Annotated in this window: 20 protein-coding genes and 5 tRNA genes; 5 read left to right on the top strand and 20 right to left on the bottom strand. The window is 39.2% G+C overall.

The genetic code is table 11. The annotated features are described in order from the left end of the window. Window positions 1–158 precede the first annotated feature (158 nt). The 11 genes from H5115_RS18405 to H5115_RS18455 form a co-directional block, all read right to left on the bottom strand. The gene (locus tag H5115_RS18405) at window positions 159–2,060 is read right to left on the bottom strand and encodes a SurA N-terminal domain-containing protein (protein WP_182756698.1); all 1,902 of its coding nucleotides are present in this window, start codon (window positions 2,058–2,060) and stop codon (window positions 159–161) included. Window positions 2,061–2,231: 171 nt separating this feature from the next. Beyond that, window positions 2,232–2,522: an HU family DNA-binding protein gene (locus H5115_RS18410; RefSeq protein WP_158000827.1), complete on the bottom strand. Its 291-nt coding sequence runs from the start codon at window positions 2,520–2,522 to the stop codon at window positions 2,232–2,234. Window positions 2,523–2,705: 183 nt separating this feature from the next. After that, entirely contained in the window at window positions 2,706–5,075 is a 2,370-nt protein-coding gene (gene lon, locus H5115_RS18415; protein WP_182756700.1) for an endopeptidase La, read from the bottom strand. Between the two features lie 151 nt (window positions 5,076–5,226). Beyond that, window positions 5,227–6,510 (bottom strand): ATP-dependent protease ATP-binding subunit ClpX, encoded by a 1,284-nt coding sequence (clpX, locus tag H5115_RS18420; RefSeq protein WP_039484425.1) that lies wholly within the window; start codon window positions 6,508–6,510, stop codon window positions 5,227–5,229. Between the two features lie 135 nt (window positions 6,511–6,645). Further along, on the bottom strand, window positions 6,646–7,263 hold the full coding sequence (clpP, locus tag H5115_RS18425; RefSeq protein WP_002958346.1) for an ATP-dependent Clp endopeptidase proteolytic subunit ClpP: 618 nt from the start codon (window positions 7,261–7,263) through the stop codon (window positions 6,646–6,648). 164 nt (window positions 7,264–7,427) lie between these two features. After that, window positions 7,428–8,732, bottom strand: a complete 1,305-nt coding sequence (gene tig, locus H5115_RS18430; RefSeq protein WP_182756702.1) for a trigger factor — start codon at window positions 8,730–8,732, stop codon at window positions 7,428–7,430. A 378-nt stretch (window positions 8,733–9,110) separates the two neighbouring features. Next, a tRNA-Pro gene (locus H5115_RS18435) sits at window positions 9,111–9,187 on the bottom strand. Between the two features lie 70 nt (window positions 9,188–9,257). After that, window positions 9,258–9,334: transfer RNA gene (locus tag H5115_RS18440), tRNA-Pro, on the bottom strand. A gap of 14 nt (window positions 9,335–9,348) precedes the next feature. Next, window positions 9,349–9,424 (bottom strand) — tRNA-His (locus H5115_RS18445). 23 nt (window positions 9,425–9,447) lie between these two features. After that, a tRNA-Arg gene (locus tag H5115_RS18450) sits at window positions 9,448–9,524 on the bottom strand. Between the two features lie 58 nt (window positions 9,525–9,582). Further along, a tRNA-Pro gene (locus H5115_RS18455) sits at window positions 9,583–9,659 on the bottom strand. 352 nt (window positions 9,660–10,011) lie between these two features. Between H5115_RS18455 and folD the strand changes: the two genes are divergently transcribed. Beyond that, window positions 10,012–10,866, top strand: a complete 855-nt coding sequence (folD, locus tag H5115_RS18460; protein ID WP_002958348.1) for a bifunctional methylenetetrahydrofolate dehydrogenase/methenyltetrahydrofolate cyclohydrolase FolD — start codon at window positions 10,012–10,014, stop codon at window positions 10,864–10,866. 72 nt (window positions 10,867–10,938) lie between these two features. Here folD and cysS read toward each other — a convergent pair whose 3' ends face one another. Further along, entirely contained in the window at window positions 10,939–12,318 is a 1,380-nt protein-coding gene (gene cysS, locus H5115_RS18465) for a cysteine--tRNA ligase (protein ID WP_182756704.1), read from the bottom strand. Between the two features lie 155 nt (window positions 12,319–12,473). On the opposite strand from cysS, the gene H5115_RS18470 reads away from it, so the two are divergent. From H5115_RS18470 to H5115_RS18480, 3 genes are all read left to right on the top strand, one after another. Then, window positions 12,474–12,965: a peptidylprolyl isomerase gene (locus H5115_RS18470; RefSeq protein WP_002958350.1), complete on the top strand. Its 492-nt coding sequence runs from the start codon at window positions 12,474–12,476 to the stop codon at window positions 12,963–12,965. A gap of 89 nt (window positions 12,966–13,054) precedes the next feature. Further along, window positions 13,055–13,792 (top strand): UDP-2,3-diacylglucosamine diphosphatase, encoded by a 738-nt coding sequence (locus H5115_RS18475; RefSeq protein WP_182756706.1) that lies wholly within the window; start codon window positions 13,055–13,057, stop codon window positions 13,790–13,792. A gap of 54 nt (window positions 13,793–13,846) precedes the next feature. Beyond that, a complete protein-coding gene (locus tag H5115_RS18480; RefSeq protein WP_182756708.1) occupies window positions 13,847–14,632 on the top strand; it encodes an ABC transporter substrate-binding protein in 786 nt (261 codons plus the stop codon). On the opposite strand, the gene miaE is transcribed toward H5115_RS18480, so the two are convergent. After that, entirely contained in the window at window positions 14,629–15,396 is a 768-nt protein-coding gene (gene miaE / locus H5115_RS18485) for a tRNA isopentenyl-2-thiomethyl-A-37 hydroxylase MiaE (RefSeq protein WP_182756709.1), read from the bottom strand. The genes H5115_RS18480 and miaE overlap by 4 nt on opposite strands. Before the next feature lie 206 nt (window positions 15,397–15,602). Between miaE and H5115_RS18490 the strand changes: the two genes are divergently transcribed. After that, window positions 15,603–16,202 carry a Yip1 family protein gene (locus H5115_RS18490; protein WP_182756711.1) on the top strand — a complete coding sequence of 200 codons (600 nt, stop codon included), beginning with the start codon at window positions 15,603–15,605 and terminating at the stop codon, window positions 16,200–16,202. A 114-nt stretch (window positions 16,203–16,316) separates the two neighbouring features. Here H5115_RS18490 and purF read toward each other — a convergent pair whose 3' ends face one another. The 7 genes from purF to H5115_RS18525 form a co-directional block, all read right to left on the bottom strand. Further along, complete coding sequence (purF, locus tag H5115_RS18495; protein WP_182756713.1) at window positions 16,317–17,843, bottom strand: amidophosphoribosyltransferase; 1,527 nt, start codon at window positions 17,841–17,843, stop codon at window positions 16,317–16,319. An 18-nt stretch (window positions 17,844–17,861) separates the two neighbouring features. Further along, the gene (locus H5115_RS18500; RefSeq protein ID WP_002958356.1) at window positions 17,862–18,356 is read right to left on the bottom strand and encodes a CvpA family protein; all 495 of its coding nucleotides are present in this window, start codon (window positions 18,354–18,356) and stop codon (window positions 17,862–17,864) included. 194 nt (window positions 18,357–18,550) lie between these two features. Next, window positions 18,551–19,192: an SPOR domain-containing protein gene (locus H5115_RS18505; protein ID WP_182672002.1), complete on the bottom strand. Its 642-nt coding sequence runs from the start codon at window positions 19,190–19,192 to the stop codon at window positions 18,551–18,553. A gap of 11 nt (window positions 19,193–19,203) precedes the next feature. Beyond that, window positions 19,204–20,469, bottom strand: a complete 1,266-nt coding sequence (gene folC / locus H5115_RS18510; protein WP_182756715.1) for a bifunctional tetrahydrofolate synthase/dihydrofolate synthase — start codon at window positions 20,467–20,469, stop codon at window positions 19,204–19,206. 25 nt (window positions 20,470–20,494) lie between these two features. Then, window positions 20,495–21,370, bottom strand: coding sequence for an acetyl-CoA carboxylase, carboxyltransferase subunit beta (gene accD, locus H5115_RS18515; protein WP_002958359.1), 876 nt, complete (start codon window positions 21,368–21,370; stop codon window positions 20,495–20,497). Window positions 21,371–21,525: 155 nt separating this feature from the next. Next, the gene (gene truA, locus H5115_RS18520; protein ID WP_002958360.1) at window positions 21,526–22,320 is read right to left on the bottom strand and encodes a tRNA pseudouridine(38-40) synthase TruA; all 795 of its coding nucleotides are present in this window, start codon (window positions 22,318–22,320) and stop codon (window positions 21,526–21,528) included. Window positions 22,321–22,598: 278 nt separating this feature from the next. Further along, window positions 22,599–24,239: FimV/HubP family polar landmark protein (locus H5115_RS18525; protein ID WP_310736292.1), on the bottom strand; the 1,641-nt coding region annotated here is incomplete at its 5' end.

Raw genomic sequence — 24,239 nt, forward strand, 5'->3', positions numbered from 1 at the left:
TGAGTATGTTCGTTAATCATAATGTGCCCTCAAACAAGATTTGAAGATCTGATCATGACATTGAGATTTAGTTCAAAAAAATCCCCGCTAATTTCTTAGCAGGGATTTGTGTATAAGAGACAGCTTTAAAAGCGCCTTTCTTTATGAGCTACAATTAATTATTCAACAGTTTGTGTAGCCGCTGGTAAGTTAAGCTCAGCATTGGCTTTAAGCGCTTCAATAAATACCATGTAGTTTTTATTAGCTTGCGCCATAGTAATACTTTGTTTTGCTTGAGGGTCAATATTAGCTGCAACTTGTGCATCTGTTACCGACTTAAGCGCAACAATTGCTGCATCACCATTATTTAAATTAACGAGGTCGACTACCGCAGAATCAGCTGGGTGAGCCATTTTAAAAGCTTGAGTCACAATAGCAGGTGAAACAGTGTAGCTTTGACGTGTTAACTGCGCTTCTTGGCGAAGTGTTAAGCTCTGCTCATTAGCAACATCGTTTAAGCTCTTACCTGCTTGTACTTCTGCAAATAAGCTACGTGCCTTTTCTTTAGCAAGCTCAGATGATTTTTCATTAACTAAACGCGCTTTAATTTCCTCGTTTACTTCATCTAACGGCTTAGTAGCAGCAGCTTTATGCTCGTTAATACGAACAATGATTGCATGCTCATCGCCAAGCTCAATAACTTCAGAATTTACTTTATCTTCAAGTAAATCAACTGATGTTAATGCTGTGACAACTGCAGGGCTGTTTAACGGCTCTGGTAGAGCATTAAGTGCTAAAAGAGGTGTAGATTTAACTTCAACTTCAGCAACTTCTGCAGCATCATCTAAGCGGTCTGAAATTTCAAATGCAAGTGCACCCATTTCAGTTTGCTTTTCATAAAATGCATCTATTTTTTCAGCTTGTTCTAATTCAGCACGTAAGTCAGCTTTAACATCGTCATACGCTTTAACTTGTTGTGGTTGAATATCAGTAAGTTTAATTATGTGATAACCAAACTCAGATGTAACAACGTCAGAAATATCACCTTTATTTTCAAGCGCGAAAGCCGCGTCTTCAAATGCAGGGTCCATTACGTCACGCTCAATCCACTCAAGATCGCCGCCCATTTCACCACTAACGATATCGTCAGACGATGACTCAGCAAGCTCTGCAAAATCTGCACCTTGCTCAAGTTGAGCGTGTAGCGCGTTAGCTTTTTCTTTAGCTGTATCGTCGTCTTCACTGTTATCAATTAAGATATGCGATACGCGACGCTTTTCTGGCTCAACGTATTGTGCTTTGTTTTGCTCATAATACGCTTTAACGTCATCCTCGGTTACCGATTCAACATTGATATCTGCTGCTTTAAGCTCAATGTAACTTACTGAGATAAGCTCTGGAGATAAAAATTGAGATGCGTTTAGGTCGTAGTAATCAGATACTTCTTGATCTGATACTTCAACATTCGCGGCAAGCGCTTCTTTGTTTACAACTACGTAATCAATACTACGAGTTTGCTGCTGAAGAGCCATTGCGCTTTTCAGCTCGCTCTCTAGGGCAAAGTCTGTACCGGCAACAGCAGATACTACCTGGCTACGTGTCATATCTTTACGTAAATATTCACGAAAAGCATCTGGTTGAAAATTCATTTGACGAATTACTTGTAGGTAACGGTCGTTATTGAATTTTTCACCAATTTGAAAGTACGGTAATTCTAAAATTGTTTTACGTACACTTTCGTCGCTTACGCGAAGGCCTAAATCAGCCGCTAGCTGTGATTGCAATTCTTGTTGTACTAAGCGGTCAATTACACCTTGACGAATTTGTGCCATGTAATTTGGATCAGCTGCAATTTGTGTAAAGTATTCACCAAATTGTTGCTCTAAACGGCTACGTTCATTTTGGTAAGCACGGTTAAAATCGGTTTGACTAATTTTAATTCCATTTACTTCAGCAACGGGTTGTTCTGTGGTTTGACCTAAGTAACTACCGATCCCTGCTAAGGCAAAAGATAAAATCACCGCGCCTAAAATTATTTTGGCTACAGGTCCTTGCGAACCTTCTCTGATTTTCTCAAGCATTTGTTTATCTCTTTTTGATCAAGGTATTTTACCTTGTCACATGTAAAAAAAGCGTATCTTACCAGATACGCTTTTTCACTTGAAGTAACTGGCGGAAAAGTTACTTAACTCATCTGTTGAAGTGAATCAGTAACTTTACACTCGCCATAACTAATGTGTTTAAAACAGTGATTAGTTTACTGCGTCTTTAAGCGCTTTACCGGCTTTGAAAGCTGGAATAGTTGCAGCAGCAATTTGGATAGTTTCACCAGTTTGCGGGTTACGGCCTGAACGTGCAGCACGTTCACGTACTGAGAAAGTACCAAAACCTACAAGTGCAACTGAGTCGCCATCTTTTAGCGCGCCAGAAACAGATTCGATGAATGAATCTAGTGCACGACCTGCAGCCGCTTTAGAAATGTCAGCATCAGCTGCGATTTGATCGATTAATTGAGATTTATTCACAATATCATCCTCTTTCATTGTTATTATCAAGAGCGATGGTTTTTTAAACTAACATCACTTTTTTGAAAATTTTAGAGCAAACTTATAATGCCCACATGATTATATTTTTCTTAAGCCTAGGCCCCATAAGGGCTAGGCTTGAAAACCAGTGCTTAACTTATCATACCGTTTAGATTTGAAAAGCCCTAAAAAGCACTTTTTTTATGTTTTTTCATGGTTTTTAGGTGTTTCGACCGAAAAACTCTCAACAGGGTGTACTAAAGCAAGCTTTAACACCTCGTCAATCCAAGTAACTGGGTGAATATCAAGACCTGCCAGCACGTTGTCTGGTATCTCTTTTAAGTCACGTTCGTTAATTTTTGGAATGATCACTGTTTTAATTCCACCACGATGCGCCGCTAATAACTTCTCTTTTAAACCACCAATAGGAAGTACTTCACCGCGTAGCGTAATTTCACCAGTCATAGCAACATCTGCGCGTACAGGATTACCCGTTAAGCTAGATACAAGACCCGTTACCATAGCTGCGCCCGCACTTGGACCATCTTTTGGTGTTGCGCCTTCAGGTACATGTACGTGAATATCACGTTTTTCGTAAAAGTCGCTGTTAATACGGAAAGTATCAGCGCGATTACGCACAACCGTCATTGCCGCTTGAATCGACTCTTGCATTACATCGCCAAGAGAACCGGTGTAACTTAACTTGCCTTTACCTGGCACTGCCGCACATTCAATTGTTAGCAAATCACCGCCAACTTCTGTCCACGCTAAACCTGTAACTTGGCCAATACGGTCGCCATCTTCAGCTTTACCATAATCAAAGCGCTGCACACCTAAAAAGTCTTCTAGGTTATCTTGATTGATAGTCACTATTTTAGTGTCTTTTTCAAGTAAGATATTTTTAACTGCTTTGCGACATAGTTTCGAAATTTCGCGCTCTAAGTTACGTACACCCGCTTCACGTGTGTAATAACGAATAATGCCAATGATTGCGCTGTCTTCGATAACTATTTCAGACTCTTTTAAGCCGTTACGTTTAACTTGTTTAGTAATTAAGTGCTCTTTTGCAATGTTTAGCTTTTCATCTTCGGTGTAACCCGACAAGCGAATAACTTCCATACGGTCCAACAATGGACCTGGAATGTTAAAGCTGTTTGATGTTGCTACAAACATAACGTCAGATAAATCATAATCTACTTCAAGATAGTGATCGGCAAAATGACTGTTTTGCTCCGGATCAAGCACCTCTAACAATGCTGATGCTGGGTCACCGCGCATGTCTGATGACATCTTATCGATTTCATCTAACAAGAATAATGGGTTTTTAACGCCCACTTTAGACATGTTTTGAATTAGCTTTCCTGGCATAGAACCAATGTAAGTACGACGATGACCGCGAATCTCAGCCTCATCACGTACGCCGCCAAGTGCCATACGCACATATTTACGCCCAGTAGAACGCGCTATAGATTGCCCAAGTGATGTTTTACCAACACCAGGTGGTCCAACTAAACATAAAATTGGCCCTTTGAGCTTATTAGTACGCTGTTGCACCGCGAGGTACTCAATAATGCGTTCTTTTACTTTATCTAAGCCGTGGTGATCGCTATCAAGAATTTTTTGGGCGCCTGCTAAGTCTTTTTTCACTTTAGAGCGTTTTTTCCATGGCACATTAATTAATGTATCTATGTATGAACGCACTACAGTCGCTTCGGCAGACATTGGTGACATCATTTTAAGCTTATTGAGCTCTGTAGTTGCCTTTTCTTTAGCTTCATCAGGCATGCCAGAGTCTTCAATACGCTTTTTAAGCGCTTCAAATTCGTCAGGCACATCATCAAGCTCACCAAGTTCTTTTTGAATAGCTTTCATTTGCTCATTGAGGTAATACTCGCGCTGAGATTTTTCCATCTGCTTTTTAACACGGGTACGAATTTTCTTCTCAACTTGCAGTAAGTCTATTTCACCTTCCATTAGTGCCATTAAATATTCAAGACGTTCTGTAACACTTGAAATTTCGAGCACTTTTTGTTTTTCAGGTACTTTAAGCGGCATATGCGCTGCCATTGTGTCGGCAAGGCGTGCTGGCTCATCAATACCTGAAACCGAAGTTAGTACTTCAGGTGGAATTTTTTTATTTAGCTTTACATAGCCTTCAAACTGGCTAACTGCGCTTCGGATAAAAATATCTTGCTCTTGTTCATCTACAGAATCAGATTCAATAAATTGAGCATTAGCGACAAAAAAGTCATCGTTATCAACAAATTCTTCAATTTGTGCGCGCTGTGTACCTTCAACTAAAACTTTAACTGTACCATCTGGTAATTTTAATAACTGAAGTACAGTGGCAATAGTACCGATACGATAAATATCATCTTGCTCTGGTTCATCTACAGTTGCATCTTTTTGTGCAACCAAGAAAATTTGTTTGTCTTTGTCCATTGCCGCTTCTAGGCATTTTATTGATTTTTCACGGCCAACAAAAAGCGGGATCACCATGTGCGGATATACCACAACATCGCGCAGTGCAAGGACTGGGATTTCGACTCGGTCGGTTCTCTCAAGCGTCATTATAGTTTCTCTTCGCACTTCATTTATTTTAAAGATTACTCAAGTATATGGGGATAACCTAATTAAAGTTCAACAATTTTCCCTAACTCGATTAAATTAATTATAAAAAAAGGAGCCTAAGGCTCCTTTTTCCATTCAAATAGCTTAAAAACTATTCTGATGAAGCTTTATCTTGCTTATTATTTTCATAAATCAAGATTGGGTCTGACTCACCTTTAATAACGGTTTCATCAATAACCACTTTGCTTACATCATCCATTGAAGGAAGCTCATACATAGTATCAAGTAACACGCCTTCAACAATTGAACGAAGACCACGTGCACCTGTTTTACGCTCCATTGCTTTGTGAGCAATTGCAGCTAAGGCATCATCGCGAAACTCAAGTTCAACGTCTTCCATACCAAACAATACTGAAAACTGTTTAGTAATCGCGTTTTTAGGTTCACTTAATATTTGCACAAGAGCTGCTTCATCAAGCTCTGTTAATGTAGCCACTACCGGCAAACGACCTATAAACTCAGGAATTAAGCCATATTTAACTAAATCTTCTGGTTCTACGTCTTTAAATGTTTCACTTAAAGAACGACTCGCCGCAGACTCTTTTACACTAACGCCAAAACCGATACCCGTGTTTTTATGGCTACGTTGCTCAATTACTTTATCTAGGCCTGAAAATGCACCACCACAAATAAACAAGATTTTAGATGTATCTACTTGTAAAAACTCTTGCTGTGGATGTTTACGACCACCTTGCGGTGGAACAGAAGCAACAGTGCCTTCAATCAGTTTAAGTAGCGCCTGTTGAACGCCCTCGCCTGATACATCACGCGTAATTGAAGGATTATCAGATTTACGAGAAATCTTGTCAATTTCATCGATGTAGACAATACCGCGCTGTGCTTTTTCGACATCGTAATCGCACTTTTGTAAAAGCTTTTGAATGATGTTTTCAACATCTTCACCTACATAACCTGCTTCGGTTAATGTAGTGGCATCGGCCATAGTAAACGGCACATCAAGTAGGCGCGCTAATGTTTCTGCAAGTAATGTTTTACCACTACCTGTTGGGCCAATAAGCAAAATATTACTTTTACTTAATTCAATGTCTTGCTTAGTCGATTGGTTACGTAGGCGTTTATAATGGTTATAAACGGCAACAGACAATACTTTTTTAGCATGATCTTGACCAATAACATAATCGTCTAAGTGGTTACGAATTTCTTTTGGTACAGGTAGTTTGTCAGACGTATCATGCTTAGGAGCAATGTCTTTAATCTCTTCCCTGATAATATCGTTACACAACTCTACACATTCATCACAAACGTATACTGAAGGGCCTGCAATTAATTTACGCACTTCATGTTGGCTTTTGCCACAAAAAGAGCAGTATAACAATTTATTACTTTTGTCGCCGTCTGTAGGAGTGTCAGACATTCAGCTACCTCATTTTATTACGTTGGCCACCAAACCTGTTGGCAGCTATTTCAATACGCTTTAACTATACCAAAATTTATTGGTTTTCGCATAGTAACTCAAAGTGGCAAACAGGCAGTCCTGCTTACCAAGCGCTTACTTTTTGTCGCGATTTGTAAACACAGAGTCTACCAAGCCGTAATCTACAGCTTGCGAAGCACTCATGAAGTTATCACGATCTGTGTCTTTAGAGATAATATCCAATGGTTGGCCTGTATGCTCAGCCATTAAGCGGTTAAGCTTATCTTTAATAGACAGAATTTCTTTAGCGTGTATTTCAAAGTCAGATGCTTGACCTTGGAAACCACCTAATGGTTGGTGAATCATCACACGTGAGTTTGGTAGGCAAAAACGCTTACCTTTAGCACCAGCAGTAAGTAAAAAAGCACCCATGCTTGCAGCTTGACCTACACATATTGTACTTACATCTGGTTTGATGAAGTTCATTGTGTCGTAAATAGCCATACCCGCAGTTACTGAACCACCTGGTGAGTTGATATATAAAAAGATATCTTTATCAGGGTTTTCTGATTCTAAAAATAGCATTTGCGCTAAGATCAGATTTGCCATGTTGTCTTCAACTTGACCTGTTAAAAAGATAATACGCTCTTTTAATAATCTCGAATAAATATCATACGAGCGCTCGCCTTTCGGTGTTTGTTCAACAACCATTGGGACCAATGCATTTAGGGGATCTGTAATACCAGTATTCATACTTATTTAATTCCTTATGCGCTTATACTTATCCTTATTATAAGGAAGCATAGTTATCGTTTTTCGCAAATTTAGAGCCAAAAACTAAAATGGCCCGGGCACGCTGTATAAACAGAGTAACACGAGCCATTTAATCGTTAGCGAGAGCTTAAGTCAATGACTTATTAAGCACCTTGCTGTGGATTCATGATGTCATCAAATGCTTTTTCAACATCAGTAACAACTGCTTTAGCTAAAATAGCTTCAACAGCTTGCTCTTCCATTGCTACATTACGCATTTGCTGCATAAGTTGATCATTACCTTTGTAGTATTCTACTACTTCAGTTGGATCTTCGTATGCAGAAGCTACTGTTGCAATTAATGCTTCAACTTTAGCGTCATCAACTTTGATGTCGTTAGTTTTAATCACTTCACCTAATAAAAGGCCAGTTTTTACACGTGTTACAGCTTGCTCGTGGAACAATTCAGCTGGAAGCTCTGGCATGTTTTGAGCGTCGCCGCCAAAACGTTGAGCTGCTTGCTGACGTAGAGCATCAACTTCTTGATCAACAAGTGCTTTTGGCACTTCAATTTCGTTGTTAGCTAGAAGACCTTTGATTGCTTGGTCTTTAACGCTTGCTTTAACCGCTTGGTCTAGCTCACGTGTCATGTTCTTTTTAACTTCTTCTTTAAGCGCGTCTACGCCGCCTTCGGTAACACCGAATTTAGTTGCAAACTCTTCGCTTAATTCTGGTAATTCTTGCGCTTCAACTTTTTTCACTGTGATAGTGAATTGAGCCGCTTTACCTTTTAAGTTTTCAGCGTGGTAATCATCAGGGAAAGTCACATCAGCAACTACTTCTTCGCCTGCTTTTTTACCTACGATGTTATCTTCAAAACCTGGGATCATACGACCTTGGCCAAGTTCTAATGGGAAGTCTTCAGCTTTGCCGCCTTCAAATACTTCGCCGTCGATAGTACCTACGAAATCAACTGTTACACGGTCGTTTTCGCCAGCAGCTGCATCAACATCAGTCCACTCTGCGTGTTGCTTACGAAGTGTTTCTAGCATGTTAGCTAAATCTTCGTCAGTTACTGTTACTGCTGGTTTTTCAACAGTAATTTTATCTAAACCTTGAACTTCAACTTCAGGGTAAACTTCAAACGTTGCTGAGAATTCTAAATCTTTACCTGCTTCAAGTGATTTAGGAGCGAATGTAGGCGCGCCAGCTGGATTGATTTTTTCAGAAACGATTGCTTCAATATAATTACGTTGCATTACTTCGCCAGCAACTTCTTGACGAACTGCAGGGCCAAAACGCTTGTTAATTACAGATACTGGAACTTTACCAGCACGGAAACCATCTATACGCTGTGTTTTTGACAGTTGTTGTAGGCGTTTTTTTACTTCGGTCTCAACGTTCTCTGAAGGAACGGTGATAGTTATACGGCGCTCAAGGCCTTGGGTCGTCTCAACAGAAACTTGCATGATTTACCTCAATATTCAATTTTGGCGACTGTTCGCCTTCCTTTACAAACAAAGTGTTCTGCATGAGTCTTGATAAAGTTTAAGCGGTTTTTCACACTTAAAAGCATCCGTCGCTACCATGAGACACCATTGCTGCTTTGCCCTTCGGGCACTATGTTAAACAATAGACGCGGCATTATAACCTAATATTTATGATAGTCGAGTATAGGGGGCAATTATTTGGACTAGATAAGGGACTATAAAGACTAACTGAATAAAAAACAGGCTAACTACGGACTAAACAGAATAAAATAGAAATTATTTAATAGAATTATAGGCTAACAGATTTAGATTTATAACTTAGAGGAATTTATTTATTGTTCTTGTTAGATAAGAAAATGGTCGGCGATGCAGGATTTGAACCTGCGACCCCTTGGACCCAAACCAAGTGCGCTACCAAACTGCGCTAATCGCCGACATTGAAGAATTAACTTCTTTTTTCATACTGAACACTTAAACTGAGAGTTTAAGACCATTTTAAGAAAATGGTCGGCGATGCAGGATTTGAACCTGCGACCCCTTGGACCCAAACCAAGTGCGCTACCAAACTGCGCTAATCGCCGATATTCGTTGTAAATGGGGTGACTGATGGGGCTCGAACCCACGACAACCGGAATCACAATCCGGGGCTCTACCAACTGAGCTACAATCACCGCTATATTTACATTTTTTCAAATGGTGCACCCAGAAGGATTCGAACCTTCGACCGACGCCTTAGAAGGGCGTTGCTCTATCCAGCTGAGCTATGGGCGCATCGAAAACTTCATAGTTTACCAATAAGCTATTCGATTATAAAAAATTTATAAAAAAATGGTCGGCGATGCAGGATTTGAACCTGCGACCCCTTGGACCCAAACCAAGTGCGCTACCAAACTGCGCTAATCGCCGAAACTTATTATTGCTAGCGAGTGACCTCGTTGACAACGGGGTGCATAATAGTGATTTGACGGGGTTAGGTCAAACGTTTTTTTTAGAAAACCAATCAAGTGCTCATTTTTAGTGCACAATGGTTAAATATTATAATAGTAGGCTGAAATTTAAACTATTTAACAGCTCAAACGTTATATACATTAAAAGCAACTTGGCGCTGCTATGCTTTTCTGCGAAAATAGTAGGCACATTATAAAACGAGTTAAATAAAGAGTATGTTTTCTTTATTAGCATTTTTACCCCTATTTTATTATGCATTCGTTTTTAGAGTATCGGTATCTAGTTAATTAACCCCAATTAAAGGTCACCCATGACGGCAAACATCATTGATGGTAAGGCAATCGCAAAACAAGTACGTAGCGCTGTAGCAGAACGCGTAAGTGAACGTGTAGCAAATGGTTTACGTGCACCAGGACTTGCAGTAGTACTTGTAGGACTTGATCCAGCAAGCCAAGTTTATGTTGGTTCAAAACGTAAAGCATGTGAAGAAGTAGGTTTTATTTCTAAATCATTTGATTTACCTGCGGACACACAAGAGCAAACTCTTTTAGATTTAATTGACGAGCTAAATAATGATGCCGAAGTTGATGGAATTTTAGTGCAGTTACCACTGCCAAAAGGTCTTGATGCTGAAAAGATTTTAGAACGTATTACCCCACATAAAGATGTTGATGGATTTCATCCATATAACATTGGTCGATTAGCACAGCGTATGCCTGCCCTTCGCCCTTGTACGCCTAAAGGTATAATTACATTACTTGATTCAACGGGTGTACGTTATAAAGGTATGCATGCAGTTGTAGTTGGCGCGTCAAATATTGTTGGTCGTCCAATGTCGTTAGAGCTTTTATTAGCAGGTTGTACTACCACTGTTTGTCATAAGTTTACTCAAGACTTAGAAACACATGTTCGCCGCGCTGACTTATTAGTTGTGGCTGTCGGTAAACCTGAATTTATACCGGGAGATTGGATAAAAGAAGGCGCTATTGTTATCGATGTGGGCATTAACCGCTTAGATACGGGTAAACTAGTCGGTGATGTTCAATACAGTGTGGCCGAACAAAAAGCGCATTTTATTACACCTGTACCAGGTGGCGTTGGCCCGATGACGGTCGCAAGCTTAATTGAAAACACACTTGAAGCGTGTGAAAAATATCACAGCTAAGCTGTTAAAAAATTAAAAAAGGGTTGCCATTTGGCAACCCTTTTTTAGTTTGACCTGAATTACTTTAAACGCTTACGCTTTACGCCACGTTGTTTTACCAGCTGAATCTTCAAGTATTACACCTAATGTATTAAGTGCATCGCGAGCTTCATCAGCAGCAGCCCAGTCCTTACTAGCACGTGCTTCATTACGTTTTACAATTAATGCTTCAATTGTCGCAACTTCGTCGTCATCTTGCCCACCTTGTAAAAAAGCTTCCGGTGCTTGTTGAGCAACGCCTAACACTTCACCAAGGCTACGCAGTATAAACGCTAACTTGCCAGCTTGACCTGCGTCACTTTCTTTTACGCGGTTTAATTCTTTAGCAAGTTCGAACAACACAGGTAGTGCCTCTGGTGTATTAAAGTCGTCATTCATTGCTTTTCTAAATTTAGCAACAAACTCATTGCCTTCTAAATCGCATTCTACCGGTTCAACATCACGAAGCGCTGTATAAATGCGTTCAAGTGATGAACGCGCTTGGTCTAAATTTTCTTGTGAGTAATTTAATTGGCTGCGGTAATGCCCTGAAATTAAAAAATAACGAACAGATTCGGCATCGTATGCTTTTAAAACTTCACGCACAGTAAAAAAGTTATCTAACGACTTAGACATTTTTTCTTTATTTACTTGCACCATACCAGTATGTATCCATGTATTTACATACTTGCCGTTGTTTGCACAACACGACTGGGCAATTTCGTTTTCATGATGTGGAAACTGTAAATCAGACCCCCCACCGTGAATATCAAAATGCTCACCTAAGTGTTTTGAGCTCATTGCCGAACACTCAATATGCCAACCAGGACGCCCTTCACCCCACGGTGATGACCATGATGGCTCACCTGCTTTGGCTTTTTTCCATAACACAAAATCAAGTGGATCGTCTTTATCTTGAGCCACTTCTACGCGAGAACCTGATTGCAACATAGTTAAATCTTGCTGAGAAAGCGCACCGTATTGCTCAAACGTTGATACATCAAACAAAACATCGCCATCAGCTGCAACATAGGCATGGCCTTTTTCAATCAAGCGCTTAACCATAACGATGATTTCATCCATATGGCTTGTAACTGTTGGTTCAATATCTGGGCGTAGCATATTTAGGCTATCAAAATCTTCATGCATCGCTTTGGTCATACGAAGTGTTAAATCGTTTATAGACTCACCATTTTCATTTGCACGTTTAATTATTTTATCGTCGATATCTGTAATGTTACGTACATATTTTAAATCGTAACCAATATGACGTAAGTAGCGCACAATAACGTCAAACCCTACAAAAGTACGAGCGTGTCCAATATGGCAGTAATCATAAATGGTGATACCACACACATACATGTCGATTTTGCCTTCGACCATAGGTTTAAATTGCTCTTTTTGTCGCGTGAGTGTGTTGTATATATTTACCATTTACTTTGAGTCCTTGACTATTTACTTGAACAGTTATGTTACCACTTGAAAAGCCCCTGCTCTAGCGCTTTATAACAAACCAAACATCTACTTTGTTAATCTTAGCCAACTACGATAAAATAGCGCCAATATTTAAACCAGATATAGGAAAACACATGGTTGTTCTACACACCAATTTTGGTGACATCACCATTAAAATGTTTGAGCAAGAAGCTCCAAACACAGTTAAAAACTTTTTAGAGTATGCAAATGCTGATTTTTTCAACGGCACTATCTTTCATCGTGTAATCGATGGTTTTATGGTTCAAGGCGGTGGTTTTGTACCAGGTATGGAACAAAAAGAAGTTAACGACCCAATTAAAAATGAAGCTAATAATGGCCTATCTAATAAGATAGGTACTTTAGCAATGGCGCGTACGCCTGATCCTCATTCAGCTACAGCGCAGTTTTTCATTAACGTGAACAACAATGACTTTTTAAACCACAGCAGCGAAACATCGCAAGGCTGGGGTTACTGTGTTTTTGCTGAAGTAGTAGAAGGCATGGACGTAGTAAATAAAATAAAAGGCGTAGCAACAGGTAGTACTGGTTTTCACCAAGACGTGCCTCTTGAAGATGTGATCATCGAAAGCGTTACTGTTAGCTAATAGTAAGTTTACCCACGTAATGTGGAGTATCAGCGGGCATTTACGCAATGTGTATACGCCCGCTTTATTTATATCTGAAAGACAGACTTATGACTCGCCAAACTTACTTTATTGCAGATTTACACCTAAGCGAAAACCGCCCCGACATTAGTGCTGCATTTTTTGACTTTTTAAATACGCATATACTAAATAAAGATGTAGATGCACTTTATATTTTGGGTGATTTTTTTGAAGTATGGGTTGGAGATGACTACATAACAGAGCTGAGTGCCGATGTAGCAAAGCATTTAAGCGCCGTTAATGATGGTGGGACACCTGTTTATTTTATACATGGCAACCGTGATTTCATCATGCGCAAGCAATATGCAGACATGGCCGCAATGACATTACTCGATGAACAAACAGTCATTGATTTATATGGTACGCCTACCGTTATTTTACATGGCGACGAAATGTGCACTCAAGATACTGAGTATCAAAAATTTCGTAAAAAAAGCCGTGGTTGGTGGTGGCCAAAATTAATGCTTGCAATGCCACTTTGGTATCGTAAAAAAATAGCACGTAATGCCCGTGAAAAAAGTAAGTTGAGCCAAGCTGATAAACCTATCGAAATTTTAGACGTTGTAGATGAAGCCGTGCTTGCCACCTTTGCCAAACATAACGTTACTAATATGATTCATGGTCATACTCATCGCCCTAATGTTCATACCTATAAAGTTAATGAACAAACGCTTACTCGCACAGTGCTAGGTGACTGGTATACCCAAGGCTCTTATTTAGTCGTTACCCCTCAATCACAAGAATTAATTAGCACGCCTTTCGCATAATTTAAAATCCTGACTATTATTTAACTATATATTTGAATAATAGTGAGAGGTTTAATGATTAAGCTGTTAATTTTCATCGTAGTAATTGCCATTCCTACCAAAGTATTTAGCGAGCAAACATGGCAAATTGTTACTGAAAACTACCCTCCCTATTTTAGCGAAAACCTTCCTGATAACGGTTGGTTATACGAAATCACTCAATCAGCCCTAAAAACTCAAGGCATTAATAGCGAAGCCGAGTTTACGACATGGGACCGCGCCATAAAGCTATTAGAAAAAAAAAGAAAAACAGCTATTTTAGGCGCTTTTTACTCATTAAAAAGAAATGAAGTTTTTTACTACTCTCGCCCACTTGCAGTTGCTCACTCAGGAATTTTTAAACGCAAAGAGAGTGCTATTAATTTCGATGGTACAGTTCAATCATTAACACCTTATAGTATTGGTACAGAGGACAATGCCTTTGTAAGCCAAGAGTTTACTAGAAACACTGAGCTGGCAATAACATCTACTAAAAGCCTTCCTACAAGTTTATACCTGCTACAACAAGGACGTATTGACTTGGTCGCAGGCACTAAAGAAGTAGGGAAGTATTGGCTTGAGCACAATAACGAAGTTGATTTAGATAAGAATAAAATTGAGTACTTATTGCCAGATCTTGCTTCTCATAAACTATATTTAGTTGTCTCTAAATCAAATTACAGGGCAAAAGAGTACTTACAAAAATTTAATAGAGGGATTGATATAATAATTGAAAACGGAAGCATTGCTGAAATCATGAAAAAACATAATTTCAGCAATCAGAAAATAGTAGAGTATATTAATTTTTTAAAAGAAAATTAGCTTTGTGCTATTGGCAGGCCACTATGAAACTTAAAATCTTCATCCTGTGAAGTAATTAATTGTGCTTCAATCTCGCCAAACTCTTTAACTCGTTCGGTAATATCAAAATCAGCAATTTCTTGCGCTAAAGTTAGATAATCTTGGTAATGACGGGCTTCAGAGCGCAGTAGCGAAATATAAAAATCACCTAAACGTTTGTCAACATGCGGCGCGAGCTTTGCAAAACGCTCACACGAACGCGCCTCAATGTAAGCGCCTACAATTAATTTATCAACAAGGGCGTTTGGCTCAAACGTTTTAACATGACGAAGCATGCCTTTTGCATAACGACATGGTGTAATGCTTTGGTACTCTACACCGTACTCGTCCATAATTTCGAGCACTTGGTAAAAATGATGCAACTCTTCTTTTATCAACAATACCATTTTATCAATTAAATCTTGTCCATATGGCGAATTAGATTTAGGAATTATTGATTTAGTTAGCTTATTTTTAGCAGCGAGATCACGCCAATTTCCTTCACGCTTATAAATAAGCGTTTCAAATGGCTTTAGCCACTCGAGTAAGGCATCACTGCCCTCTTTATCAACAGCGTATTTACGTATTAAAAACATCGCACTTTGAGCCGCTTTTAACTCACAAATTAAGTGATCGATTAAGATTACTGATAAGTTTTCTTTTTTAATTGCCTGCTCCACCCACTGCTGTGGGGTTGTACACACTAAAAAGTTATTGATCGGCTCTAAAAGTTGGCTATGTGGCACGTTGGCTGCTCATTACTAAATAAATTTGATATGCCATTATTTTAACACGAAATTTTGCTTGGGATAAATCAAAGCCCTAACATGCGTAAAAATGTTAATAGTGAGTTAACTTGACTTTGCAAAATAAGTGAACCATAACTGTACATAGCCTGTATAAAAATAAACCAACTAAAACAGTAATACGTTCCTTTTATGGAGTAAGCACTATGATACTAAATCACCTCTGGGGCATTTATGCTCACCCACTTGAAGAATGGCAAACAATAGATAATCGCCATGAAAGTTTAACCTATAGTTTGTCGCATATTTTACTGATTGCTTTGTTTCCTTCAATAATGGGTTATTACTCATCTGTTTATTTAGGATGGAGTATAGGCGCAGGCGATCCTGTATTTTTAACGCACGATAGTGCGCTATTAATTGCAGTTGCAATGTATTTTGCTTTAATAGCGGGTGTTTTTGCATTGGCGTATTTGGCTCATTGGATGGCCGTTACATTTGGCTCTAAGCCTACATTTACACAAACACTTGAACTTGCAGCTTATACTGCAACACCTGTGTTTATGTCGGCGCTTGCCGCCTTTTGGCCTGAACTTTGGTTTGTAGTGTGTATTGGAATTATTGCACTAGCTTACTCGGTCTACTTACTTTATACCGGCGTACCAATACTTATGCATATTCCAGAAGAGCGTGGCTTTATTTATGCCAGCTCGGTTGTAACGTGTGGATTAATATTACTAGTTATTATTTTAGCTGTAACAGCTATGCTTTGGACAAATGGGATTGTTAGTCCAATGTTTACTTAATAAAGTTTAGCTAATAAAGAGTAGTGTTTGATAGAAATGTTCCCTTTCTTTCCTTCGCAAAAAAGGAGCTAATTAGCTCCTTTTTTTATGTAACGACTTTTTATTAACTAATTATTAATCAGCTTCGTTTTCGTCTTGGTTGTGAATCTCTAAACTTGAAGACATCGCACTTTCGCGGGTGCTTTTTGCTGAATCGTTACGTAGCTCATCAATACGGTTTAAATAGTTTTGATCAATATCGCCTGTAATATATTGCCCATCAAATACTGAGGTTTCGAACTTAGTAATTTCAGGATTTTCTTGGCTAACCGCAGCTATTAAATCTTTTAACGATTGAAAGATTAAACCGTCAGAACCAATACTTGCATTAATATCTTCCACTTCACGGCCGTGAGCAATAAGCTCAGCTGCTGAAGGCATATCAATACCGTACACATTAGGGAAGCGTATTTCAGGCGCTGCGGATGCAAAGTAAACATTTTTAGCACCAGACTCTCGAGCCATTTCAACAATTTGTGCTGATGTTGTACCACGAACAATTGAGTCATCAACCAATAATACGTTTTTACCTTTAAACTCGCGATCAATTGCGTTTAGCTTTTGACGCACTGATTTTTTACGCATCTCTTGGCCAGGCATGATAAATGTACGACCAATATAACGGTTTTTAACAAAACCTTGACGATACGGTAAATCAAGTACACGTGCAATTTCCAGTGCTACATCGCATGAAGTTTCTGGGATTGGGATAACTACATCAATGTCTTTATCAGCCCATTCGCGTGCAATTTTTTCACCTAGTTTTGTGCCCATGTTTACGCGTGTTGCGTACACAGACATCCGGTCTATTGTTGAATCAGGTCGAGCAAAATAAACAAATTCAAAAATACACGGCGAGTAAGATGCTTTATCTGCACAACTAAGTGAATGAAATTCACCTTCTTCTGTAACATATATAGCTTCACCAGCGGCAACATCACGTACAAACTCAAAGCCGTCCGGTTTTAACGCAACGCTTTCTGAGGCGAACATGTACTCAGTGCCTTTTGCAGTCTCACGTTTACCAAATACAAGTGGACGGATACCATTAGGGTCGCGAAAAGCAACAATACCGTGACCAATAATCATAGCAATTGTTGCATAACCACCGCTTACTTTATTATTTACCTCGGTTACCGCAGTAAATATATCTTCAGGGTCTAAATGCAACTTATCAGATTTACTTAGTTCATGTGCCATGATGTTGAGTAAGATTTCTGAATCAGATGTTGTATTTACATGACGACGTGCTTCTGAGAATAACTGCTCTTTTAAAGCTTCTGCATTAGTAAGGTTACCATTATGGGCAAGCGCTATACCAAACGGTGAGTTAACATAAAAAGGCTGTGCTTCAGATGAGCTTGAAGACCCTGCTGTAGGATAGCGCACATGGCCAAGACCTATCGTACCTTGTAGTCGTTTCATATGACGAGTGTGAAAGGCATCTTTCACTAAGCCATTTGCTTTGCGTAAGCTGAACGTATTATTCTCAATGGTAATGATACCCGCGGCATCTTGACCACGGTGCTGCAAAACAGTTAAGCCATCATAAATCGCCTGATTGACAGGGGATGTTCCGACTATTCCAACGATACCACACATGTAATTTATCCTCGCCGATTAACGGTTTACTGAATTTAAAAAGCTCGAGTTGTTTTCTAGGTACGAAAAGAACCATTCAACAACAAAGCCAAATTCTGGAATCAAAATAGAATTGCCCCACCAGTGCGTATTGGGTGCACCAGTAAAAGCATCAAGAAAGAAGAGTAACGCGCTCACGACCAACACGCCTCGTAGAGCACCAAACACTATGCCAAAGACACGGTCGGTACCCGATAAACCAGTACGATGTACGAGCTCACCTAAAATGTAGTTTAGTAAACCGCCTAACAGTAGCGTCGCAAAGAATAATATGGCTATGGCCGCCGCATTTCTTAAAAGGGGTTCAGAAATGGTTGTTAGGAAGGAAGCTAAATATTGGTAAAATAAGCTAGAGATGATAAAGGCGCCAGCCCATACCGCTAATGACATTGCTTCTTTTACAAAGCCGCGTATTAAACCGATGATGGTAGACAATACAATGATGCCAATAATGGCGTAATCAACCCAGATCATAAGAACCAATTAGTCGCTAATTTGGGGCGCATTCTATACCCAAACATCGTTAGTATGCAAGTTTAAACGGGAGATTACTGGGTTGTAGTTAATACAAAAAATTAACATTCTAGTCTAGGTATTGTGAGATAAAGATAATGATAAAAAAAATATAAATAAATAAAAAAAGGCTTGTTATACAAGCCTTTTTAAAATTATTTTGTTACTTCGTACTGCGTAACTTTACCATTTAATTTAGTAAGCTCTTTGAGCTGGGGGAGCTGCTTTTGTAATTCACTTTTATCAAGCGAAGGACCAACAAATACTTTGGTTAATGTCCCATTTGGGGTTTTAATCGGTTTAGTAAACGTTTTAAACCCTTCAGCCTTTAATTTAGCCTGTAATGCTTTAACGTTTGCAACATGTGAAAAACTACCTAATTGAATAACATAGGCCATACTCGTTAGGTTTTCATCACTTTTACGTGGTGCAATTGGCTCTGGCTTAGCTTGAACAGGCGCTTTTGTAATTGGTGTAGCTTTGGGTTCTATAGTTGCTTCAACAACTTTATCTTCCACAGCGTAATCACTCTCATCCTTCGCGCTTTGCTGCTCAAAAGCTTCATCGTCAGCTTGAATGTCTTCAATTTCATCTTGCTTTAGTGGCTCAGCATTAGCCATATTTTCATCAATTGACTCTTGAAGATCGATTGTTTTGAACTCAGGGCGGTCTGGGATCGCTTTAAAGCCTTCTTTATAATGCACTTTTTCGCCATCGAGTATATTAGGGATAAACACAATTGCTGCGATCACCACTATACTTGTTCCGACTAAGCGATTAATAAAACTTGAGTTCACCGACATCCTCTCTATTTTTTAAAGTAATTAATAGCGCCAGCAACTGTAAAAAATGAACCAAATATAATCAACATAGTATCACTTTGTTGTTCTGGTAAAATTACATTCAGTGCTTGTGCCACACTATCATAGCTATTAATAGTATTATGATGAGACAATTTCTGCAGTGCATTTTGTAAATTACTTGCAGTGTCACCTCGCGGGCCACTTAAGCTCGCTAATGACCACTCATCGACCAAGTGACTTACTTCTTTAAATACACCCGCTTTATCTTTATCAGCAAGCATAGCGGCTAATGCATGAATTTTAAAGCCTTTATCTTTATAGCTTAATAACTTATTGGCTAAATAACGCGCCGACTCAGGGTTGTGTGCTACATCGGTAAAGACTAAAGGCTCAATACTTAACTGTTGAAATCGCCCTTCGACAACTAAATTAGCTAAACAACTTCGTATAATTGATTCACTAGGTAATAAGTTTAAAACACTTAGCGTAGTTAATGCGGTAGCTGCATTTTGACACGGTATTGCAGGCTTATCTATTTCAAGATTATGTTCTTTATATTGCCAATTAAAGCTCTCAGCATTTTCTTTAAAAATAAAGTCACTGCCCGACAGCGTCATGTTGGCATTAATTTCTTTACCATAATCAGTCATTGTGTGAGGAATATTTAAATCCCCTATAATAGCGGGAGTATTTTCACGAAAAATACCGGCTTTATCATAAGCCACTAACTCACGGGTATCACCCAAGTACTCTTTATGGTCTAAGTCTATAGTCGTGATCACGCTTGCAAAGGGAGTGACTATATTTGTGGCGTCAAAGCGCCCACCTAAACCAACCTCTAGCAATACATAATCGACGTTACAGCGTTTAAAAATTGCCAACGCACCCAAAGTACCATATTCAAAATAAGTCAGATGAGTGTCTTTACGGCCTTGCTCAAGCTGGTGAAAAGCATCTATATGAAATTGGTCTGCCAATTCTTCCCCATTAACTCGTACACGCTCGTTATAACGAATTAAATGTGGAGATGCGTAAGTACCCACATTGAAACCTTGCGCTAGCAATAGCGACTCTAAGCAGCGTGCTGTGGTGCCCTTACCGTTTGTACCGGCAATAAGAATAATTTTACTTGGAGTGTTTAACAGGCCAATATTGTTAGCAACATTAGCAACTCGTTCTAAGCCCATAGCAATGTTAGCTGGGTGAACACTTTCTAAATAAAAAAGCCAATCATCAAGGCTTGATGATTGGCTAGGAGTTTTTTTTGTCATAGCGTGTAATCAGTAAAGCTGAAATTTACGCTACTCTATGCTCTTGTTCCGTAGAAGGCAAGTTCATAAATTTAGCTAAAATGCGTGCAAGGGTATCGCGCATTTCACGGCGGTCAATAATCATGTCAATTGCACCGTGTTCAAGCAAAAATTCACTACGCTGAAAGCCTTCAGGTAATGTTTCGCGAACAGTTTGCTCAATAACACGAGGACCCGCAAAACCAATTAATGCTTTAGGTTCCGCAACGTTAATATCGCCCAGCATAGCAAGTGATGCAGATACACCACCCATAGTTGGGTCAGTCATGACTGAAATAAACGGAAGACCTTTTTCAGTCATTTTTGCAAGTGCAGCACTTGTTTTAGCCATTTGCATAAGAGACATAAGCGCTTCTTGCATGCGTGCACCGCCTGATGCAGAAAAACAAATAAGCGGCATGTTATGCTCTAAACATTGATCAACAGCATCAACAAAGCGAGCGCCAACAACAGAAGCCATTGAACCACCCATAAACGAGAACTCAAATGCTACTGCTGCAACTGGAATACCTTTTAATCGGCCTTTCATAGCTACAAGTGCATCTTTTTCACCACTTGCTTTTTGGGCTGCACTGATACGATCAGAGTATTTTTTAGAATCTTTAAACTTAAGAATGTCTTTAGGCTCATGTTGTGTGCCAAGCTCTTGACGGTCACCTTCATCTAAAAAGTGCTCCAGGCGCTTACGGCCACTAACACGCATATGATGGTTACACTTAGGACATACGTTTAATGACTTTTCTAATTCAGCTTTATATAAAATTGAATCACACGATGTGCACTTAGCCCAAACACCTTCTGGGATTTCTTTACGACCTGATGATTTTGTCGTTTTAGGTAAGATTTTTTCTAGCCAACTCATTTGCAACTCTCTTAATGCTGTTCTGTGTCGCGAGCCTGCCAATAGCAATTAGCAGACAAATTTTTTCAATTAAAACATGAATTACACTAACGCGGTATAAAAAACTGGTCTTAGTAGTTAAAAGTGTTCATAAAAAGCACTAACGACAACCATAACTAAATTTCAGCGTCAGGTAAAAACAATGGACCTAAAGGCATTTTAGGAATATTAAACTCTTCAGGATAATCGACATCAACCAAGTATAAACCTGCAGCTTTAGCTGTAGCACTTGCTTTAGCACGCTCTTTACAATCAAGTAATTCTTTCAACCAAATAGGCTGTTGCTTATGTATGCCAATATCCATCAAGCTCCCCGTTATATTACGTACCATGTGATGTAAGAACGCATTCGCCTTAATATCAATAATAACGTAACACCCTTGGCGCTGTACCGATAAATGATGAATAGTACGAGTCGGTGTATTCGCTTGACAATGGATCGCTCGAAAAGATGTAAAATCGTGTGTCCCGATCAAATACTGACAGGCTTCCTGCATTTTAACTTCATCTAATGGGTGATGAAAATGCGTAACCCCTTCGCTTAACACTGCTCCTCGAAAAGGAGAGTTATAAATAATATAGCGGTATCGGCGAGCGGTTGCACTAAAACGAGCATGAAAATCGACAGCAACTGGTTGTGCAAAGCGAATAGCAATATCTTTAGGCAATAAGGTATTCATACCCATTGTAAATGCGACCATGTCACGCGAAGCTTCAGTTTCAAAATGTATTATTTGACCTGTACCGTGCACACCCGCATCAGTTCGCCCCGCACATACTACTTCAACTGGGTGATTACAAATACGCGACAATGCCTTTTCTACTTCTTGTTGTACGCTATTTACATGTGATTGACGTTGCCACCCACTATAGCGTACGCCGTTGTATTCAACTCCAAGTGCTACTCGCATAATTACTGCTTTACCTACTGTGCTAATGAACACGGCATTTTATGCTATCTCTCGACGCAATAAAAGGAGGTGTGCGGTAATACCCTTTTTATTAAAAACATGATCATTTTAATGAATCAAATAACTTAATAATTACGATGTAAATTATTCTTTTATAACAATTACATACTATAAAATTCGCTTCATTAATGCGTTGCTTTTCCTTGTTATAATTAAACTAACATCCATAAAAAAACCCTTAATTAGAATAACCAATTAAGGGTTTTTTTAACAATTTGTTATTTTAGTTTCGCTTTTAAACTAAGTGCCTCTTCTTGAACTTCTTCTGGGCCTTTGTTGATGACATCCTCAATGACCTTGAGCGCAGAATCAAAATCATCAATTTCAATATAAGCACGCGCTAAATCTAGTTTAGCTGAGTAGCCACCACTTTCAGCATCAACATCGGTTGGGTTATCACCAGCAAGTAATGCATCAAACTCACTCAAACCGACATCCATATTAACGTCGGTGTAAGGTTCGTGTTCAAGTTCAGCCTCTTCACTTTCTTCTAATAATGAATCTATATCTACAAATTCATCATTATCAAGTTGCTCAATATCACTACTTTCAACAAGTGGCTCTTTTGTAGTTAATGAGTCATCTTCCTCTAAGTCTTCTTTTAGCAAGCTGTCAAAGTCGACATCAAATTCACTGCTATCCTCAGCACTTAATTCTTCAGGCTCCGCTAACTCACTAAGTAATGAATCAAAATCAGTTTGCGTCAAATTTGACATAAACTCTTCATCAAGTTCATCGTCAGAGCTAATATCAGTGCTACCTGCTTCATCTGAGTTTGTTAACTGTGCTTCGCGCTCTGCATTTGTTTGCTCTTGCTGCTCGTCTGATAACTCATCAGTTAGCGCTTGCTCTAAAATATCTTCGTCAAACTCGACATCTAAGTCAGAAAAATCGTCTTCAATTAAAATTTCATCATCAAAATCGTCTTCTAAACTATCTAAATCAGTATTTTCAGAAAGCGCATTTGATAAGTCCTGCTCAGCTTGGCTGGAAGCGACTCCCTGCGCCTCACCGTCTAAATCATCACCTTGTAATTCTTCGGGGGTAAATGGCAACTCACTTTCTAGTGTTTCTTGAACTTCATCAAGGTTAAGAGGTTTGGTATCCTCTTCTATACTAACTGGTTCAACAGAATCAATTCCGTCATTAATTTCTTGCAGTAAATCATCATCAAACGACTCGTCTTCAACCTTAGCTTCTGATTCAGAGAAGTCATTATCAAAATCATCTTCTAAGCTATCTAAGTTAGCATTTTCAGAAAGCGCATTTGCGAGATCTTTCTCTGTTTGGCTAAGTGCTACTGCATTTTCTTCACTCGGTGTATCTTCTTTAGGTTCTTGCGGCTCAAACGAAGGTTCATTCTCCAATAATGAATGATCATCATCTAATTCAAGTTCAGGATATTCATCTAACTCTTCACTTGGCGTTATAAGATCGCTATCAAGCTGCTCTTCAATTTTTGTAAGATCTGAGTCATCGTCGCCCGCTAACGGATCGTCGCCAAGATCTACTTCTATTTCTTCAAGATCGTCGTCAAGCTCATCTAAAGACCAATCTGGTGTTTCTATATAGTCATCATCCGTCGCTTGTTGTAGCTCATTTAAAAGCTCATCAACGCTCTTTAAAGTATCATCTGTATATTCTTCAAGCGCATCTTCAGGATCAAGAAGCGACTCTGATGTATCTGAAAAATCATCAACCGTTACATCTATAAGTTCAGATTCTTCTTTAAGCTCAGGTTCTTCTGCAAGTTCAGGCTCATCGTCAAGCTCAGGCTCTTCTGCAAGTTCAGGCTTATCGTCAAGCTCAGGCTCTTCTGCAAGTTCAGGCTCATTGTAAAGCTCGGGCTCTTCTTCAAG

It is taken from the genome of Pseudoalteromonas sp. SR44-2 (assembly GCF_014163745.1).
Lineage (GTDB): Bacteria > Pseudomonadota > Gammaproteobacteria > Enterobacterales > Alteromonadaceae > Pseudoalteromonas > Pseudoalteromonas distincta.

Bases quoted from the DNA above. Each gene is read 5' to 3' on its own strand.
- H5115_RS18405 (WP_182756698.1), bottom strand. From the start codon at position 2,060: ATGCTTGAGAAAATCAGAGAAGGTTCGCAAGGACCTGTAGCCAAAATA.
- folC (WP_182756715.1), bottom strand. From the start codon at position 20,469: ATGACAAAAAAAACTCCTAGCCAATCATCAAGCCTTGATGATTGGCTT.
- H5115_RS18500 (WP_002958356.1), bottom strand. From the start codon at position 18,356: ATGATCTGGGTTGATTACGCCATTATTGGCATCATTGTATTGTCTACC.
- lon (WP_182756700.1), bottom strand. From the start codon at position 5,075: ATGACGCTTGAGAGAACCGACCGAGTCGAAATCCCAGTCCTTGCACTG.
- folD (WP_002958348.1), top strand. From the start codon at position 10,012: ATGACGGCAAACATCATTGATGGTAAGGCAATCGCAAAACAAGTACGT.
- H5115_RS18410 (WP_158000827.1), bottom strand. From the start codon at position 2,522: ATGAAAGAGGATGATATTGTGAATAAATCTCAATTAATCGATCAAATC.
- tig (WP_182756702.1), bottom strand. From the start codon at position 8,732: ATGCAAGTTTCTGTTGAGACGACCCAAGGCCTTGAGCGCCGTATAACT.
- truA (WP_002958360.1), bottom strand. From the start codon at position 22,320: ATGCGAGTAGCACTTGGAGTTGAATACAACGGCGTACGCTATAGTGGG.
- clpX (WP_039484425.1), bottom strand. From the start codon at position 6,510: ATGTCTGACACTCCTACAGACGGCGACAAAAGTAATAAATTGTTATAC.
- cysS (WP_182756704.1), bottom strand. From the start codon at position 12,318: ATGGTAAATATATACAACACACTCACGCGACAAAAAGAGCAATTTAAA.
- H5115_RS18470 (WP_002958350.1), top strand. From the start codon at position 12,474: ATGGTTGTTCTACACACCAATTTTGGTGACATCACCATTAAAATGTTT.
- purF (WP_182756713.1), bottom strand. From the start codon at position 17,843: ATGTGTGGTATCGTTGGAATAGTCGGAACATCCCCTGTCAATCAGGCG.
- H5115_RS18480 (WP_182756708.1), top strand. From the start codon at position 13,847: ATGATTAAGCTGTTAATTTTCATCGTAGTAATTGCCATTCCTACCAAA.
- accD (WP_002958359.1), bottom strand. From the start codon at position 21,370: ATGAGTTGGCTAGAAAAAATCTTACCTAAAACGACAAAATCATCAGGT.
- H5115_RS18475 (WP_182756706.1), top strand. From the start codon at position 13,055: ATGACTCGCCAAACTTACTTTATTGCAGATTTACACCTAAGCGAAAAC.
- clpP (WP_002958346.1), bottom strand. From the start codon at position 7,263: ATGAATACTGGTATTACAGATCCCCTAAATGCATTGGTCCCAATGGTT.
- H5115_RS18490 (WP_182756711.1), top strand. From the start codon at position 15,603: ATGATACTAAATCACCTCTGGGGCATTTATGCTCACCCACTTGAAGAA.